The sequence below is a fragment of the Rhizobium sp. BK008 genome, assembly GCF_014197345.1.
In the GTDB taxonomy this organism is placed as follows: Bacteria; Pseudomonadota; Alphaproteobacteria; order Rhizobiales; family Rhizobiaceae; genus Rhizobium; species Rhizobium anhuiense.
Map to the genome: position 1 here is coordinate 2,318,790 of NZ_JACIFK010000001.1, position 17,497 is coordinate 2,336,286.

Sequence of the window (17,497 nt, forward strand, 5' to 3'; positions counted from 1 at the left end):
CTCTCAGCCGACGCGGGCGGCCGCCGCCCATGTCGCCACACTTCGGATCATCTGTTCGACGTTCGCCGGATCGTCCGCCAGTTCGGCGAGTTCGGAAAGGCGATGGAAACCCGTCAGGATCGCAATGCGCCGCCGGTCGAGCCTGCGTCCGGTCAGCATTTCATATGCCGATACGATGCGGGCGGTCAGATCGGGCGAGATGAAGTTCGAATAGATGAATTCCTGGTGCAACGGGCCAAAGCCTGAATCGGCAAAATCATAAATGCCGTTCAGCCGCTTTTGCCTATGGTCGAAGGCCATGTTCCAGCCATGGCCGTCGAAGAAGCCGTAGATGCTGCCAAAAGGATCGGGCGGCAAGGCTTCGAAATCGGAAATGATGGCCTGGGCAAAGCTCTTGATGTCCGGCGGCAGCAGCGGCAAGGCCCTCGTTCGCACCGCCTCCGGCGATAGCCATGGCTGAATGGGGCCGGCACCGGCCGAGCGCAGCCGATCGGCATCGAGCACGTGCAACTCGGCGTAAAAACGGGCGAGATCTTCTGCGAGGTGCTGACGATCGCCTTCGCGAAGCGCGTCGTAATCTTCGGCAATGAGATGCTCGCCGTCTAGCTTGGCATGGCTGGAGAAGATCGGCGGCCCGTCATGAATGCGCATGTCTGGAACCGCCATCGACAGCGACGGACGAACGATGTCGAGCAAGGCGGCTTCCTTCTGAAGCGCTCTCTCCGCGCCGAGATTGCGGGGAAACTTGAAGATCAGCGTGTCATCGACGTCGACCGCCATCGAATCCCAGCCCTTCGCCGCCAGCTTGAAGACGGAGGCCGTGAGTTCAGGAAACACGCTTGTGATGAGAGAGCGAAACTCGCTGGCATCCAACTCAGTCATGACGACCTGCCTTCTCTGGTTTTTTCCCGGTGTTCTTCCCGCGCGATGGACGGTATGCAGATCGACATTATCGCCGGGCAAACCGCCTGCGCATCGGCCATCGGGTTACACTGGATCTATATTAGTATAGTTTGAATATTACGGAATATTCATTACAAAAATTTAAGCCGTTATAACCACTTAGTGATCGCGCTCCGGGAATTATGTCTTTTTTGCGCCGCAATATAAGCGGCTCAATCAGAGCATAAAATTCGCAACCTTGCCCCCGCAACCTTGCCCAAAGACCGGTCTCGCCCATGAAGAAATTTTGGATCACCGTCAGCGTTATCGCAGTTGCCGCCGTCGGCGTCTGGCAATTCGGGAATCTGATCCCTTATGCCTCCCGCATCCCCTACCTCTCGCAGTTCATTAAGCAGCCGGCAGCCGGCAATGGCGGCGGGCAGCAGGCCGATCAGGCGCAAACCGATCAAGCGCAGAACGGTGGGCAACATCAGGGCGGTGGGCGCAGACGCGGCGGTGGTGGCCCGACCGTCGTCAAAACAGTCGCAGCGGTGAAAACGACGCTGCCGACGGATGTGACCGCTTCCGGCTGGGCCGATGCCGATGACAATACGACCATCGCCGCACAGGAACAGGGCTTGATCGTCAGCATCAATGCGCAGGATGGAACGACCGTCAAAGCCGGCGACCTGATCGCCAAGCTGGACGACCGGACGGCCAAGGCGGCCGTCGACAAGGACAATGCGATGATCGTGCGCGACAGGGCCACCCTGTCGGAATCCGAGACCGCATTGACGCGCGCGCAGGATCTCTTCAACCAGAAGGCCGGCACCCAGCAGAGCCTCGACCAGGCGGTCGCCGCCCGCGACACCGCCGCGGCCACCGTCGATGCCGACAAGGCCTCGCTTGCCTCCGATCAGATCATCCTCGAGAACACCGACATCCGCGCTCCCTTCGACGGCCGGCTCGGCGATATCGCCATCAGCAAGGGCGCCTTCCTCAATGCCGGCTCGGCAATCGTCACCATCGCGAAATACGATCCGATCTATGTGAAATTCCACCTGCAGGAACGCTATCTGCGTGAGCTGAAGAAAGCTCTGGCAGCCGGTCCGGTCGAGGTCAGCACCGCCCCCAGTTCCACCAAGGGCCAGGTCAGGAAGGGCGAGATCAGCTTCTACGACAACACGGTCGACACGGCATCGGGCACGATCCTCGCCAAGGCGAAATTCGAGAATGCTTCCGGCGCTCTCTGGCCCGGCCAGTCGGTCAACATCGTGGTGCATTTCAACAACGACGAACAGCAGGTGGTGGTGCCGACGGTTGCCGTCAGCCCCGGTCCCGAGGGTTTCTTCGCCTTCGTCGCCAAGGACGGCAAATCGCATCTGACCCCCGTCACCATCGCCCGCGCAAATGGCGGCTTCACCGCCATCGAGTCCGGCCTTCAGGCTGGCGACCATGTCGTCGTCGAGGGCCAGGGCCAGTTGAGCGACCAGCAGGCGATCAACGAGCAGTTCGACGAAAAGACGCTTGATGTCGCCTCCGCCGAAGAGCCTCGGCAGCAGCAGTCCGAGACGATCACGGTCGGAGCTCAGCAATGATCCCCAATTTCTGTATCCAGCGCCCTGTCGCGACGACGCTGCTTGCCATCGGCGTCATTCTGGCCGGCGTTGCCGGTTATCAACTCGTGCCGGTCGCGGCCCTGCCGCAGGTCGACTTTCCCACCATCAACGTTTCTGCGCAGTTGAGCGGCGCCTCGCCGCAGACGATGGCGACGTCGGTTGCGACGCCGCTGATCAAGCAGTTCGAGACCATTCCCGGGATCAGCGAAATCAGCGCCTCCAGTTCGCTCGGCAGCACCAGCATCGTGCTGCAGTTCGACCTCAACCGTGATATCGACGCGGCCGCAGCCGACGTGCAGGCGGCAATCTCGCATGCGACCCGGCAACTGCCCGACAACCTGACCACGCCGCCGAGCTATCGCAAGACGAACCCGGCCGATGCGCCGGTCATGCTGCTCTCGGTGCAGAGCAACACCATGCCGCGCAGCAAGCTCGACGAGATCGCCGAGGACATCATCTCGCCATCGCTTTCCACGCTTCCCGGCGTTGCCCAGGTCAGCGTCTATGGCGCCCAGACCTACGCCGTGCGCGTCGAAGTCGACCCCAACAAGCTTTTGACCCGCGGCATCGGCATCGACACCGTCAACAAGGCGCTTGCTGCCGCCAACAGCCAGCAGCCCGTAGGAACGCTGCAGAACAATTCGCAGAGCATGACGATCACGGCGAATACGCAGCGCATTAACGCCGAACAGTTCCGCTCGCTGGTCATTGCCAATCCGAACGGCGCGCCGATCCACCTTGGCGACATCGCCGATGTGCAGGACAGCGTCGAGAACCAGTATACCGGCAGCTGGTATGATGGCCAGCGCGGCATCATCCTCGCCATCCAGCGTCAGCCGGATGCCAACACGGTCGATGTCGTCGATGCGATCAACGCCAAGCTGCCGCAGCTTCACGCCGAAATTCCGCCTTCGGTCAACACCGTCGTCATGAACGACGCGGCAAAACCCATTCGCGCCGCCATTGCCGACGTGAAGTTCACGCTGCTCCTGACGATCGGTCTCGTCGTTCTCGTCATCTACCTCTTCACCGGCCACGCCACGGCAACGATCATTCCGGGACTTGCCGTTCCGCTGTCGCTGATCTCGACCTTCGGCATGATGTATGTGCTCGGCTACAGCATCGACAACATTTCGCTCCTGGGGTTGACGCTCGCGGTGGGGCTGGTGGTGGACGACGCGATCGTCATGCTCGAGAACATTCTGCGCCATGTCGAGGAAGGCATGCCGGTGCGGGAAGCGGCGATCAAGGGGGCGGGCGAAGTCAGCTACACCATCATTTCCATGTCGGTTTCGCTCATCGCCGTCTTCATCCCGATCCTGCTGATGGGCGGCGTCGTCGGCCGCGTGTTCAACGAATTCGGCATGGTGGTCGCCATCGCCATCATCTCGTCGGCCATCGTCTCGCTGACCGTGACACCCATGCTCGGCTCGCGTCTCTCCAACAATCATAGCCGCCCGCCGCTGCTCATCCGCATCTTCGATGCCGGCTTCGAGCGGACGCTCAACGGCTATGACCGGGCGGTCGGCTGGTGCCTTCGACATCGCCTGACCATCCTCGGGATTTTCCTCGGCTCGGTGGCGCTGACGGTCTATTTCTTCATGACGCTGCCGACGAGCTTCTTTCCGCAGGAAGATATCGGCCGCCTGACGATCAGCACGCAGGCCCGCCAGGATATTTCCTATTCCGCAATGGAGGCGCTGCAGCAGCAGGCGGCAGCGGCCGTCAAGGCCAACCCGGCGGTCAACCACGTGATGTCGACGATCGGCGGCAACCCGAACAAACCGCAGAACAACGGCTCGATGTTCGTCGAACTCAAGGACAAGAAAGAGCGCCCGCCGCTTGACCAGACGCTGCGCGAACTGCGCACGGCGATCAACAAGATCCCTGGCCTGCAGGCCTTCGTGACGCCGAACCAGAGCCTGCGCTTCGGCGGCCGCCAGACCGCCAGCCAGTATCAGCTGGTGGTGCAGGCGCTGAGTGCCGATCAGACCAACCTCTGGGCCGGCAAGATCCAGGCGGCGATGCGCAAGGACCGGCTGTTCACCGACGTGACGTCGGACGCCCAGAACAACGCGCTGCAGGCCAATATCGTCATCGATACCGAGCGGGCAGCAGCCTACGGTATCGACAACGACACGCTGCGCACGACGCTGCAGGAATCCTTCAGCGGCTATTCAGCGGCGGAAATCCAGTCGACCGGCGACAGCTACGACGTGATCGTCGAATACGACACCAGCAAACCCTGGGACGACCAGAAGCTCTCGGAGATCCGTGTCGCCTCGTCCAATGGCAGCTTGGTGCCGCTTTCGAACTTCGCGCATGTCCAGCGCACCACCGGCCCGGTCACCATCAACCAGACGGGCCAGTTGGTCTCGACCACCGTTTCCTTCAACCTGCCGGAAGGCGTCTCGCTCAGCGATGCGACGGCGGCGATCGATCAGATCAAGAAGGACATCGCCACGCCGGCCGACGTCTTCACCTCCTATGGCGGCACGGCTGAGATCTTCGAGCAGTCGCAGGGCAATACGCCCTATCTGATCCTGGCGGCCATTCTGACAATCTATGTCGTGCTCGGCGTGCTCTATGAAAGCTTCATCCATCCGCTCACCATCCTCTCCGGCCTGCCGGCCGCGGCCTTCGGTGCGCTGCTGGCTCTGAAGATCATGGGCTTCGACCTGTCGATCATCGCCCTTATCGGCCTGTTGATGCTGATCGGCATCGTCAAGAAGAACGCGATCATGATGATCGACGTGGCGGTGGAGACCATGCGCACGACCGGAGAAAAGGCGACAGCGGCGATCCACGAGGCCTGCGTGCGACGCTTCCGACCGATCATGATGACCACCTTCTGCGCCCTGCTCGGCGCCCTGCCGATCGCGCTCGGCACCGGCGCAAGCTCGGAGCTGCGCCAGCCTCTCGGCATCGCCGTCGTCGGCGGCCTTGTTGTCTCGCAGATGCTGACCCTGTTCATCACCCCCGTCATCTTCGTCGAGATGGACCGCTTCGGAAACTACCTCGGCCGGCTGATGGGCCAGAAGAAGGTCGAGGAGCCGAAGGTGCAGGAGGTAAGGGCGATGGCTGCCGAGTGATGACGGCCCTCTGAGTTCGGCATTGCCGATCAGCCCTTGCGGCGCACTTCTTCTTCCAACCGGGAGAGGAAGTGCGCCGCGATCACATCAACTTCCACTCCTCTTGAATGTGTCACGCCTCTGTGGCATCACCCGCCCTCCTTGATCCGGGCGTTCGTTCGCCCTTGCGGAGCAAAGCTCCGTCTCCAACAACAATCGGCATGAAGAGGTGCGGGCATGGCTCAGGCGCTGGGTTTCGACTTCGGCACGACGAATACGGTTCTCGCCCTGGCGGATGGCGGGGCGACGCGCTCGATGGCGTTCACGAGCACGGCGGGCACGGCCGACAGCATGCGCACGGCGCTGTCCTTCATGAAGGATGCGCAGCTCGGCGCCTCGGCACTGAAGGTGGAGGCAGGCCATGCGGCGATCCGCCAATTCATCGACAATCCCGGCGAATGCCGCTTCCTGCAATCGATCAAGACCTTTGCGGCGAGCGCCCTGTTCCAGGGCACGCTGATCTTCGCCAAGCGGCATAATTTCGAAGATCTGATGGAGGTCTTTGTCAGGCGCCTGCGCAACTATGCCGGCGACAACTGGCCCTCTGACGTCAGCCGCATCGTCACCGGCCGGCCGGTGCATTTTGCCGGCGCCAGCCCCGATCCGGCGCTGGCGACCGAGCGCTACAATGAGGCGCTGTCGCGCTTCGGCTTTCCCGAAATCCACTATGTCTATGAGCCGGTCGCCGCCGCCTTCTACTTCGCGCAGAACCTGAAGCAGGATGCCACCGTGCTGGTCGCCGATTTCGGCGGCGGTACGACCGACTATTCGCTGATCCGCTTCGAGACCGTTGCCGGCAGGCTGACGGCAACGCCGATCGGCCATTCCGGCGTCGGCGTCGCCGGCGACCATTTCGACTACAGGATGATCGACAACATCGTCGCGCCGCTGATCGGCAAGGGCAGCCATTTCAAGAGCTTCGACAAGATTCTCGAAGTGCCGTCCAACTACTATTCCAGCTTCGGCCGCTGGAACCAGCTGTCGATCTTCAAGACCACGCGCGAATTCGAGGATCTGAAGAAGCTGGTGCGCACCAGCCTGGAACCGGAAAAGCTCGAAATCTTCATCGACCTCATCGACCATGACGAGGGTTACCCGCTCTATCAGGCGGTGTCGGCGACGAAGATGGCGCTCTCGGCCTCGGAAGAGGCGCCTTTCGATTTCGCACCGCTCGGTCGCGGCGGGCGTCGCAGCATCAAGCGCAGCGACTTCGAAGGCTGGATCGCCGAGGATCTCGCCCGCATCGAAGGTGCACTCGACGACGTGCTCGAGAAGACCGAGACGAAGCCCTCGGAGATCGACAAGGTGTTCCTGACCGGCGGCACCTCCTTCGTACCGGCGGTGCGCCGCATCTTCACCGAACGCTTCGAGCGCGACCGGATCGAAAGCGGCGGCGAGCTGTTGTCGATCGCCCATGGCCTGGCGCTGATCGGCGAACGCGACGACATCGGGCAATGGACTGTGCAATAGCGCTGACAACGGCCTGCAATCCGTCGCCTGCCCTTTCAATGCCACTGTCTCTCCGCTAAACCTGTCGCATGATCTCCGCCAACGACCTTTCCCCCGCCGAGCTTGCGGCACTTCTGCATTTCCATGCGGATGCCGGCGTGGAATGGCTGCTGGAAGAAGAGGCGATCGACCGCTTCGCCGAGTTCGAGGCGATGAAGGCCGCCCGCCGCCCGGCGGCGACACAGGCGCAGCAGCAACAGCCGCCCGCCGGCGAACGCCAGACACCGCCGCGTCCGAATGCAGCGGCGCGCCCGGCGCCTGCCGAACGCGCAGCGTCCGGCCCGCAGCCTGCCATTCCGGATGGCGAGGCGGTGCAGCAGGCGCGTTTCGTCGCCGAAACTGCGCGATCGCTCGCGGAGCTCAAGACCGCGATCGAAGCCTTCAACGGCTGCAATCTCAAGCACAGCGCCCGCTCGACGATTTTTGCCAGCGGCGATGTCGAAAGCGGGATCATGGTGATCGGCTCGGCGCCGAGCGCCGAAGACGATCGCGAAGGTGCGCCTTTCTCGGGAAAATCCGGCCAGCTGTTCGACAAGATGCTGGCGGCGATCGGGCTGACGCGCTCGACCGTTCTGCTGACGCAGGTCATCCCCTGGCGGCCACCTGGCAATCGTGCGCCGTCGGCGGCGGAAATGGACATATGCCGCCCGTTCATCGAACGGCAGATCGCGCTTGCCGAACCCAAGGCGATCCTGCTGCTCGGCAATTTTTCGGCGCGTTTCTTCTTCGGCGAAAACGACACGATTCACGGCCTGCGCGGCCGTTGGAAGGAGATTGCGGTTGCGGACTGTGTCATTCCTGCCATAGCCAGCCTGCATCCGCAGGATCTATTAACCGCACCTGTCAACAAGCGGCTGGCCTGGAACGACCTGCTCGCCTTTCAAGCAAAGCTTAAGTCCCTCTCTTTGCTTAGAAATTAGCCAATGTTGAATATTTTATGAATCAAGCCATGCACCCTTCGCATGGCTGCATCCCGCCGTGACGCATTGCGAAATCAATGCTGCATCGCAATATGAAGATGTGTCTTGGGAGGAATCACAGGAACCAAGGCCATGAACAAGCGTTTTCGTCCTATCCATTGCGGGTTTGAAACCCTTCGCCTCGCCGGCGACCATGTTCGCTCCACTCAGGGCTACAGCCGTTACGGCTTTGCCACGAACGAACAGATGATTGCCCGCGGCACCGGCATCAACAGCCGCACGGCGCGCCCCGACGCGATTTTCTCGGACTTCCAGCAATATTGAGCGGCAGCCGCCGACAGCCGCTGCGCGTCTTCGGACGCGCAAAGGACGCTGTCGCACGTTGAATTGCTGCCCTTTCGTATCAAGAGTAACGCCAATGTCGACAATCCTGATATCGCTTTTGCGCAACATCGAAACCTTCGAGCATATCCGCGTCGCCGTCTGCGCCGCGCGGGAATATGAGCGGGAGCTTTCCGTCAATCCGGCTGATGGCGGCGAGCGTATTGGCGCAGGCGCTGCGGCGATCGTTCTCTGATCAGCCGGCCATATCCTCGATCTGGGCTTTCGCCCATTCGAAAGCTTCGTCGACATAGGCGAACTTGACCGACTGCCAGGCGCAATATTCCTCGACGAAATCCCGCGATATCCAAAGGTGCGTCTTGCGCGGCTCGTCATACCAACCGACGCAACCGCGCTGCGCCGCCTTTGCCAGCACACGCTGCAGATGGGTGCGCGACATCATGAAATCGGCAGCGAGCGCCCGGGTTTCGACGCGGCCGACCGAAAACCTGTCCGGCTCGCGGCTTTCTATATCCATCCGGGCGATGAAGTTGTCGACGACGAGGCCGCCGGCTTCCGTCCAAAGGAACAGTGCCACCTGCTCCGGCGGCTCGCGCCAGGCGGCATCTTCCAGGCAATGGCGGGCGATGCGCGGCTGAACGAGCCGCATCAAGGATGGGTTTGCCTGGAAAAAGACCGCCCTTTGACCACCGTCGAGCAGGTCGAGCGCAGCGAGATTGCCGAGAATCCAGGCAAACATCGCCTGATGGCTGACATCGGCCGGCTCGAAATGACGAGGCCGCCGCCGCTCGTCGCCGGGCGTGTGGACAATGAAGCGGTAGGTAAAGAGCTCTTCGATGAAGGCCAGCACGGTGTTGCGGCTTGCCACCTTGTGCCCGGTGATGCGTGCTGTCAGCCGGACGGCGGTGAAACCCGACGTCGGGTCGCGCGGATCATATTCCAGGTTGAGGGCATAGGCCGTCTGGGTCAGAAGCCAGCGCTGATGCGAGGCGAGCAGTCGCGCCAACCGCGGACCGGCATCGAACATGCCGCGCATCTGCCCAGCCAAAAAGCGGATGCTCATCAGAAAGGAAGGGTTCCCCGCCAATTGCGCCGCTGTGAATGTCATTATGCTTTTCTCCACCTCCGCTCGCAGGCCAGCGTTCGGAGCAACGACACCGAGAGCTCCTCCGGCATCAGCGGCCATTCAAACATGCACAGCTTGGAATAAATGATACTCTCTCATCTTCAACAATCACATTCCGCAGGCCGGTGGTATCCCAAGAATTCACCATTCTTTTCATGCTTTGAGAGCAAGCATCAAGCGTGGACAATCCCCGCGTTAAAACCTTCGATATCATGCGCTTGCAGGTGTCAGGCTTGCGGCGTCGAGGCCTTGCGCGCCTCTCTCTGTTCGATGCCGAGCTGATGCTCGCGATAGATGATGAAGATGCCGGCGCCGATGACGATCGCGGTGCCGATCAGCATGGTCACACTCGGCACATCGCCGAAGACGAAATAGGCGACGATGCCGCCGAGCAGGATCGAGGTATATTCGAACGGCGCGATGGTGGAGACGTCGGCATGGCGGTAACTTTCCGTCAGCAGGATCTGCGCGACACCGCCGCAAAAGCCGGCGGCGATCAGGTAGAGCGCCGAGGGCCACGGCAGGAGGAGCCAGCCGAAGGGAAGAGAAGCCAGCGAGAAGACCGATGCGGTGATCGAGAAATACAGCACGATCGTTGCCGTCTTCTCCTCCTCGACGAGGCGGCGCACCTGGATCATCGCCATGCCGCCGAGAACGGCCGAGAGCAGCACGCAGAGCGCGCCGACGGCCTGTTCCGCTTCCATGCCGCCGTTGCGAAACAGTGTGAGTTTCGGCCAGGAGATGATGGCGACGCCGACGATGCCGACCAGGACGGCACTCCAGCGATAGATACGCACGGTCTCGCCGAGAAAAACCGCAGCGAAGACGACGGCGACGAGCGGCAGGGCGTAGCCGAGCGCAATCGCCTCCGGCAGCGGCAGATGCAGCAGGCCATAGAAACCGAAAGCCATCGACATGATGCCGATCGTGCCGCGCTTGAGGTGACCGATCGGATTGGACGTGTAGAAGGCGGCGCGCAACTGTCCGATATAGGCGAGATAGGCCATGATCGGAAAGAGCGCGAAGAAGGACCTGCAGAAGGTGACCTGACCCGGCGGGATGTCTGAGCCGGCCAGCTTGATGAAGGTCTGCATGGCCAGGAAGACCACGACCGACGAGACTTTCAGCGCAATGCCTCTCATCGGGTTTCTGAGAACCGAGTGCATGATCCTGGCTCTTATATCGACTTAAGCGGAATGGGGAGACGCGTTCGACTCGGGAACGCAATGGATGACATCTTCCATCGTAGCGAAAGAAAATCCCGATGGGCGAAAAAACCGCAAGCCACGCATGAGAATCATAAAATCGCGTTCGGCCACAGGCGCAACCGTGCCTCAACCGCGCCACCGCCCTTAAATCTTTCTGTCTTGAGCCGTTTCACCCTAAAATGTTCACCGCTGACCGCTCGGCGTTAACCAATTGAAAACCATAGGCAAGCATCGTTTGTGGCTTATCCCGAAATTTTCTTCGCCACAAACAATTGCCCGTTCCTGCCAGGATCATTTTAATGAAGCCGCTTAGCGCCGAAACCATTGCCCAGTCGCAGAATGCGACTCCGCGCTCGATGCGCGTCGTCACCGACGGCATCAGCACCGACCTCGAGCGCTTCAGCGCCGACAACACGCATATCGTCAAGCAGATCAAGCTGCTGGCGATCAATGCGTTGATCGAGGCGGCACGCGCCGGCGAGACCGGAAAGGGCTTTGCCGTCGTTGCCAACGAAGTGCAGCGGCTGGCGCAGATCGCAACCGACATTACCGGCCGGTTCGAGAGCAACGTGCTCGGCCGCATCGGCCTCAGCCGCGCCATGGCGGATTCGCTGGTCGAGGAGATGGAGGGCGTTCGCCTCACCGATCTGGCGCAGACGCTGGTGCAGCTCATCGTCCGCAATCTCTTCGAGCGCACGGCCGATGTGCGCTGGTGGGCGACGGACCCGGCGCTCTGGCAGGCGCTGCACAACCCGGACCGGGAAACCGTCGCCTTTGCGGCGGAGCGTCTCGGCGCCATCAACCGCTTCTACACCGTCTATCTCGATCTCGTCATGACCGATCTCTCGGGCAAGGTGATCGCGTCGGCCAATCCCAAGTTCCAGCGCAAGATCGCCGGCACGAGCCTGGCCAGCGATCCGTGGTTCCGCGCCGCATCGGGCTGCGCTTCCGGCGACGCCTACATTGTCGACGAGGTCAAAGCGAGCCCGCTGCACGACAACAGGCATGCGCTCGTCTATGCCACAGGTATCCGCGAAGAGGGCAAGCTCGACGGACGGCTGATCGGCACGCTCGGCGTCTATTTCGACTGGCAGAACCAGGGCCAGGCGATCGTCGAGAAAGAGGCGAACCTGCCGCCGCAGTTGGCGGAAAGAACGACGGTCATGCTGCTCGACGGCAAGAGCCGGGTCATCGCCACCACCAATCCTGCCTTGCTGTTTTCCCATTTCGTGCTCGCCAACCCGTCCGGCCAGTCAAAAGGCAGCTACTACGATAATAACGGTTCGATCGTCGCCTTCGCGCGTACGCTCGGCTATGAGGATTATGACGGGCTCGGCTGGTACGGCGTCGTCGTGCAGCAGACCGAAAACGACGCGACAATCAAGGCTGCGCTCAATCTTAAGTAGAGTCCCTCCCCCTGGCGACCACGTTCATCAGCCCCAACAAGGTATTTTGCCCGCGAACTTCGCGTTCGCGGGCAATTTGCTTTAACTTTAGTTCAGACTTTAATGTAATCATGCCCGGCAAAATTTATGGCAGAGTGCGCCCGCCTCTGTATTCCGCGGTTGTCTAATAACGGTCTTCAGGAAACACCATGCGAACAGATACCGGCCAGGTCATTCATCTGGCAGATTACCGTCCCACCGACTTCGTGCTGGAACGCGTGGACCTCACTTTCGAGCTCGACCCGACGGAGACAAAGGTCGAGGCGCGACTGATCTTTCATCGTCGTCCGGGCGCCGATCTCAAAGCGCCGATCGTCCTCGACGGCGATGAGCTGGCTCTGTCGGGACTGCTGTTCGACCAGGTGGAGCTGGAGCCTTCGCGCTACGACGCAACACCGGAAAGCCTGACGGTGCGCGACCTGCCGGAGAGCGCGCCCTTCGAACTGACGATCACCACGATCATCAACCCTGAAGCCAATACCCAGCTGATGGGCCTTTACCGCACCGGCGGCATCTACTGCACGCAATGCGAGGCGGAGGGTTTCCGCCGCATCACCTATTTCCCCGACCGGCCCGACGTGCTGGCGCCGTTCACCGTCAACATCATCGCCGACAAGGACGCCAACCCCCTGCTGCTGTCGAACGGCAACTTCCTCGGCGGCGCCGGCTACGGCCCCGGCAAACATTTCGCCGCCTGGTTCGACCCGCATCCGAAGCCGAGCTATCTCTTCGCCCTCGTCGCCGGCGATCTCGGCGTCGTCGAAGACACGTTCACCACCATGTCCGGCCGCGGGGTGGTGCTGAAGATCTATGTCGAGCACGGCAAGGAGCCGCGCGCGGCCTATGCCATGGACGCGCTGAAACGCTCGATGAAGTGGGATGAAGAGCGGTTCGGACGTGAATACGACCTCGACATCTTCATGATCGTCGCCGTCTCCGACTTCAACATGGGGGCAATGGAGAACAAGGGCCTCAACGTCTTCAACGCCAAATACGTGCTCGCCGATCCCGAGACCGCGACCGATGCCGACTATGCCAATATCGAGGCGATCATCGCACATGAATATTTCCACAACTGGACCGGCAACCGCATCACCTGCCGCGACTGGTTCCAGCTGTGCCTCAAGGAAGGGCTGACGGTCTATCGCGACCACGAATTCTCGTCCGACCAGCGCTCGCGCCCGGTCAAGCGCATTGCCGAAGTGCGCCATCTGAAATCGGAGCAGTTCCCGGAAGATAGCGGCCCGCTCGCTCATCCGGTGCGGCCGACGAAATATCGCGAGATCAACAATTTCTACACGACGACCGTCTATGAAAAGGGCAGCGAAGTCACGCGCATGATCGCGACTTTGCTCGGCAAGGACGGCTTCAAGAAGGGAATGGATCTCTACTTCGACCGCCATGACGGCCAGGCGGTGACGATCGAGGATTTCGTCAAATGCTTCGAGGATGCGAGCGGGCGCGACCTCACGCAATTCTCGCTCTGGTACCATCAGGCCGGCACGCCGCTCGTCACCGCATCGGGCAGCTATGATGCGGCAGCCGGCAGCTTCTCCCTGTCGCTCGAACAGATGATCCCGGCAACGCCCGGCCAGCCGAGCAAGGAGCCGATGCATATTCCGCTCAGCCTGGCGCTGTTTGGCGAAAACGGCGGCAAGATCGAACCGACCGCGGTCGACGGTGCGGAATATGCCGGCGAGGTGCTGCATCTCACCGGCCGCACCCAGACGGCGGTATTCCATGGTGTTGGCTCGCGGCCGGTCGTTTCGATCAACCGCAGCTTCTCGGCGCCGATCAACCTGCATTTCGATCAGAGCCCGGCCGACCTCGCCCGTCTCGCCCGCCATGAGACCGATCATTTCGCTCGCTGGCAGGCGCTGACCGATCTGGCGCTGCCGAACCTCCTGAAAGCGGCACGCGACGCCCGCGAGGGCAAGCCAGTCGTCTGCGAGGCGACTTTCGTCGAGGCGCTGATTGCGGCAGCGGCCGACGAGAGCCTCGAACCTGCCTTCCGCGCCCAGGCGCTGGCTCTGCCGAGCGAATCCGATATCGCCCGCGAACTCGGCGGCAACAACGATCCCGATGCCATCCATGCCGGCCGGCAGGCGATCCTGAACCAGATCGCCGATGCCGGAAAGGACGTCTTTGCCGGCCTTTACGCGGCGATGACGACGTCAGGCGATTTCAGCCCGGATGCGAAAAGCGCCGGCCTGCGGGCGCTGCGCAATACCGCCCTCACCTACCTCTCGCATGCCGAACAGACTCCGGCCCGCGCCAAGGCCGCCTTCGATGCGGCCAACAACATGACCGATCTCAGCCATGCGCTGACGATCCTCGCCCATCGTTTCCCTGACAGCGCGGAGACCAGCGAGGCGCTGGCAACTTTCCGCGACCGCTTCGCGGACAATGCCCTGGTCATCGACAAATGGTTCGCGATCCAGGCCGGCATTCCTGGCGCAAAAACCCTGGAGCGGGTCCTCGCCCTGATGGACGACCCGCTGTTCAAGCGGACCAATCCGAACCGGGTGCGTTCGCTGGTCGGCACCTTCGCCTTTACCAATCCGACCGGTTTCGGCCGCGCCGACGGCGAAGGCTATCGCTTCCTCGCCGGCCAGATTCTCGATATCGACGAGCGCAACCCCCAGCTTGCCGCCCGCATTCTCACTTCGATGCGCTCCTGGCGCTCGCTGGAACCGGTGCGGGCCGATCACGCCCGCTCGGCGCTGACCGAGATCGAGCAGTCGGCCGATCTTTCGACCGACGTGCGCGATATCGTCGAGCGCACGCTTAAAGGGTAGTTTTGATTCGACTGGCCGCCGACGAAAACTCGGCGGCCGGTCGCCGATCGGTTCGAATCGTCTGAAAAGCACAAAATTATAAATAGTTAACGGATTTTTACCTTTGCCTCTGGACAAGGCGAATCACCCATGATTCTCTAAGTCAGGTTCGAGCGAGCGGCGCGCGAATCACACGAGGGACAAGGCGAAGAGATGATGGACGTGCGACGGGCAACCGTGGCCGAAGGACGGCTGCGTGTCGATTTTGACGGGCTGAAAGCCTGGCGAGACAGCCTTTCAGGCCGCCCGACATCGGAACCGCTGCTTCGGCATCTGCCGAAAGCCGAGCTCGTGCTGAAGCGGGCCATTCCGGCGCTGATCGTCGCTTTCCTCTCCGTCGTCGCCGCCTCGCATTTCTTCGGTATGATGAGCGAATATGGACGGCTGGAGTCCTCGGCCCGCCATGCCACGGCCCTTTCGGCGGCAACCGCCTCTGCCGTGTTTGCCGATGCAGCCGACATCTTCGATAGCGGCGACGTCGGCCAAGCGCAGGCCCGGCTTGCCAAATTCCTGCCGCAGGACCGGCTGGACAACGGCGCCTTCGTGCTGCTCGTCCAGGCAAGCGGCAAGGTTTTTGCCGCGACCACCGGCGGGCTTTCGCATGTGGGCAGCAATGTCGGCGATTTCTTCCCCGAGGTCTCGGCGATCCGGCGTTTCGGCGATCGCGCCGGCGTCATCGAAACGACGATCGGCGGCGTGCCGCATTATGCCGAGATCACGCTGATGGGCAATGCCGGCGGTTATATCGTCGCCGCCACTTCGCTCGACGAGATCGGACGGCTCTGGCGCGAGCAACTGGCGCTCAACGTCACGCTGTTTGCCGGCATCTCCTCGATCCTGCTGGTCATCCTCTACGCCTATTACACCCAGGTGAAGCGCGCCCGCGATGCCGACGACATCTTCCTGGAATCGAACCTGCGCGTCGAGACGGCGCTGTCGCGCGGTCGCTGCGGCCTCTGGGATTTCGATTTCGAGAATCGCGAATTCTTCTGGTCGCGGTCGATGTACGACATGCTCGGCCTGCCGGGTTCCGACAAGACGATGGGCTTCGGCGAAGCCGCGCGGCTGATGCATCCCGATGACGGCGGGCTCTACGAGATCGCCCGCGCCATCGCCAAGGGTGATTCCGGCCAGGTCGATCAGATCTTCCGCATGCGCCACGCCGGCGGCCATTATGTCTGGATGCGCGCCCGCGCCCAGGTGATCCGCAGCAATTCCGGCCGCATGCACCTGATCGGCATCGCCATGGACGTGACCGAACAGCATCGGCTCGCCCAGCGCTACGCAGAAGCCGACCAGCGCCTGGCCGACGCCATCGAATGCACCTCGGAAGCCTTCGTGCTCTGGGACAAGAACGATCGCCTCGTCATGTGCAACACGCATTTCCAGCAGGCCTATGGCTTGCCGGACAGTGTGCTGGTGCCCGGCACCGAGCGCTCGGTGGTCAATGCCGCCGCCGCCCGTCCCGTCATCGAGCGGCGGATCGCCGATGCCGACGGTTCGGGCTATTCGCGCACAACGGAAGTGCAGCTTGCCGACGAGCGCTGGCTGCAGATCAACGAGCGGCGCACCCGCGATGGCGGCAGGGTCTCGGTCGGAACCGACATCACGCTGATGAAGCGCCATCAGGAGCGGCTGCGCGAATCCGAACGCCGGCTGATGGCGACGATCGGCGATCTCTCGGCCTCGCGCCAGACGCTGGAGATCCAGAAATCCGAGCTTTCGACGGCCAACGCCAACTATCAGGCGGAGAAGGAACGCGCCGAGGCTGCCAACCAGGCGAAATCGGAATTCCTCGCCAATATGTCGCATGAGCTGCGCACGCCGCTCAACGCCATCCTCGGCTTCTCGGAAATCCTGCAGAACCAGATGTTCGGGCCGCTCGGCTCGCTGAAATACGACGAATATGCCCGCGATATCCATGACAGCGGCAAACATCTGCTCAACGTCATCAACGACATTCTCGACATGTCGAAGATCGAGGCCGGCCACCTCCGGCTGCACCGCGAGCGCATCGACCTCGTGCCGCTGATCGAGGAAAGCCTGCGCTTCACCGCCATGCCCGCGGCAGAAAAGAACATCGTCATCGAACAACGCATCTGTTCCGGCCTGACGCTGATGGCCGACCGCCGGGCGATGAAACAGGTGCTGCTCAACCTGCTCTCCAATGCGGTGAAGTTCACCGACAATGGCGGCCGCGTCGCGGTGCGCACCCGCCGCGTCGACGGCGCCGTCCTCGTCACCATCGCCGACACCGGCATCGGCATTCCCCGCTCGGCGCTGGCAAAAATCGGCCAGCCCTTCGAACAGGTGCAGAGCCAGTATGCCAAGAGCAAGGGCGGCTCCGGCCTCGGGCTCGCCATCTCCCGCTCGCTGACCTCGCTGCATGGCGGCCGCATGAAAATCCGCTCACGCGAAGCTGTGGGCACCGTGATCTCGCTGCGCATCCCCGACGATATTTAAAGGCCACGTCAAAAT

Annotated in this window: 12 protein-coding genes; 9 read left to right on the forward strand and 3 right to left on the reverse strand. The window is 61.9% G+C overall.

Annotated elements, in window-relative coordinates; all coding sequences use genetic code 11:
- Positions 1-3 precede the first annotated feature (3 nt).
- Complete coding sequence (locus FHT69_RS11415) at positions 4-882, reverse strand: phosphotransferase family protein (protein WP_183905346.1); 879 nt, start codon at positions 880-882, stop codon at positions 4-6.
- 296 nt (positions 883-1,178) lie between these two features.
- Here FHT69_RS11415 and FHT69_RS11420 point away from each other — a divergent pair, with 296 nt between their 5' ends.
- From FHT69_RS11420 to FHT69_RS11445, 6 genes are all read left to right on the forward strand, one after another.
- Positions 1,179-2,480, forward strand: a complete 1,302-nt coding sequence (locus tag FHT69_RS11420) for an efflux RND transporter periplasmic adaptor subunit (RefSeq protein ID WP_183905347.1) — start codon at positions 1,179-1,181, stop codon at positions 2,478-2,480.
- The gene (locus FHT69_RS11425) at positions 2,477-5,593 is read left to right on the forward strand and encodes an efflux RND transporter permease subunit (RefSeq protein WP_183905348.1); all 3,117 of its coding nucleotides are present in this window, start codon (positions 2,477-2,479) and stop codon (positions 5,591-5,593) included. The genes FHT69_RS11420 and FHT69_RS11425 overlap by 4 nt, the downstream gene beginning before the upstream one ends.
- 216 nt (positions 5,594-5,809) lie before the next feature.
- Positions 5,810-7,102, forward strand: a complete 1,293-nt coding sequence (locus tag FHT69_RS11430; protein WP_097631657.1) for an Hsp70 family protein — start codon at positions 5,810-5,812, stop codon at positions 7,100-7,102.
- Between the two features lie 68 nt (positions 7,103-7,170).
- Positions 7,171-8,061 carry a uracil-DNA glycosylase family protein gene (locus FHT69_RS11435; protein ID WP_097545377.1) on the forward strand — a complete coding sequence of 297 codons (891 nt, stop codon included), beginning with the start codon at positions 7,171-7,173 and terminating at the stop codon, positions 8,059-8,061.
- 132 nt (positions 8,062-8,193) lie between these two features.
- The gene (locus FHT69_RS11440) at positions 8,194-8,385 is read left to right on the forward strand and encodes a hypothetical protein (RefSeq protein WP_047616129.1); all 192 of its coding nucleotides are present in this window, start codon (positions 8,194-8,196) and stop codon (positions 8,383-8,385) included.
- 94 nt (positions 8,386-8,479) lie between these two features.
- Positions 8,480-8,638, forward strand: a complete 159-nt coding sequence (locus FHT69_RS11445; protein WP_179867927.1) for a hypothetical protein — start codon at positions 8,480-8,482, stop codon at positions 8,636-8,638.
- Here the strand turns inward: FHT69_RS11445 and FHT69_RS11450 are convergent, their stop codons facing one another.
- Both FHT69_RS11450 and FHT69_RS11455 read right to left on the reverse strand, forming a co-directional pair.
- Positions 8,639-9,511 (reverse strand): hypothetical protein, encoded by an 873-nt coding sequence (locus FHT69_RS11450; protein ID WP_183905349.1) that lies wholly within the window; start codon positions 9,509-9,511, stop codon positions 8,639-8,641. It abuts the gene before it with no gap.
- Between the two features lie 245 nt (positions 9,512-9,756).
- Positions 9,757-10,695, reverse strand: a complete 939-nt coding sequence (locus FHT69_RS11455) for a DMT family transporter (RefSeq protein WP_097545380.1) — start codon at positions 10,693-10,695, stop codon at positions 9,757-9,759.
- Positions 10,696-11,036: 341 nt separating this feature from the next.
- Here FHT69_RS11455 and FHT69_RS34535 point away from each other — a divergent pair, with 341 nt between their 5' ends.
- The 3 genes from FHT69_RS34535 to FHT69_RS11470 all read left to right on the forward strand — a co-directional run bounded on the left by FHT69_RS34535 (position 11,037) and on the right by FHT69_RS11470 (position 17,482).
- Positions 11,037-12,143 carry a methyl-accepting chemotaxis protein gene (locus tag FHT69_RS34535; protein WP_183905350.1) on the forward strand — a complete coding sequence of 369 codons (1,107 nt, stop codon included), beginning with the start codon at positions 11,037-11,039 and terminating at the stop codon, positions 12,141-12,143.
- A 188-nt stretch (positions 12,144-12,331) separates the two neighbouring features.
- Entirely contained in the window at positions 12,332-14,980 is a 2,649-nt protein-coding gene (gene pepN, locus FHT69_RS11465) for an aminopeptidase N (RefSeq protein ID WP_183905351.1), read from the forward strand.
- A 192-nt stretch (positions 14,981-15,172) separates the two neighbouring features.
- Positions 15,173-17,482: a PAS domain-containing sensor histidine kinase gene (locus tag FHT69_RS11470; protein ID WP_183905352.1), complete on the forward strand. Its 2,310-nt coding sequence runs from the start codon at positions 15,173-15,175 to the stop codon at positions 17,480-17,482.
- Positions 17,483-17,497: the final 15 nt, after the last annotated feature.

Coding starts and splice junctions, on each gene's coding strand:
- FHT69_RS11415 (WP_183905346.1), bottom strand. CDS start 882: ATGACTGAGTTGGATGCCAGCGAGTTTCGCTCTCTCATCACAAGCGTG.
- FHT69_RS11420 (WP_183905347.1), top strand. CDS start 1,179: ATGAAGAAATTTTGGATCACCGTCAGCGTTATCGCAGTTGCCGCCGTC.
- FHT69_RS11425 (WP_183905348.1), top strand. CDS start 2,477: ATGATCCCCAATTTCTGTATCCAGCGCCCTGTCGCGACGACGCTGCTT.
- FHT69_RS11430 (WP_097631657.1), top strand. CDS start 5,810: ATGGCTCAGGCGCTGGGTTTCGACTTCGGCACGACGAATACGGTTCTC.
- FHT69_RS11435 (WP_097545377.1), top strand. CDS start 7,171: ATGATCTCCGCCAACGACCTTTCCCCCGCCGAGCTTGCGGCACTTCTG.
- FHT69_RS11440 (WP_047616129.1), top strand. CDS start 8,194: ATGAACAAGCGTTTTCGTCCTATCCATTGCGGGTTTGAAACCCTTCGC.
- FHT69_RS11445 (WP_179867927.1), top strand. CDS start 8,480: ATGTCGACAATCCTGATATCGCTTTTGCGCAACATCGAAACCTTCGAG.
- FHT69_RS11450 (WP_183905349.1), bottom strand. CDS start 9,511: ATGACATTCACAGCGGCGCAATTGGCGGGGAACCCTTCCTTTCTGATG.
- FHT69_RS11455 (WP_097545380.1), bottom strand. CDS start 10,695: ATGCACTCGGTTCTCAGAAACCCGATGAGAGGCATTGCGCTGAAAGTC.
- FHT69_RS34535 (WP_183905350.1), top strand. CDS start 11,037: ATGAAGCCGCTTAGCGCCGAAACCATTGCCCAGTCGCAGAATGCGACT.
- pepN (WP_183905351.1), top strand. CDS start 12,332: ATGCGAACAGATACCGGCCAGGTCATTCATCTGGCAGATTACCGTCCC.
- FHT69_RS11470 (WP_183905352.1), top strand. CDS start 15,173: ATGATGGACGTGCGACGGGCAACCGTGGCCGAAGGACGGCTGCGTGTC.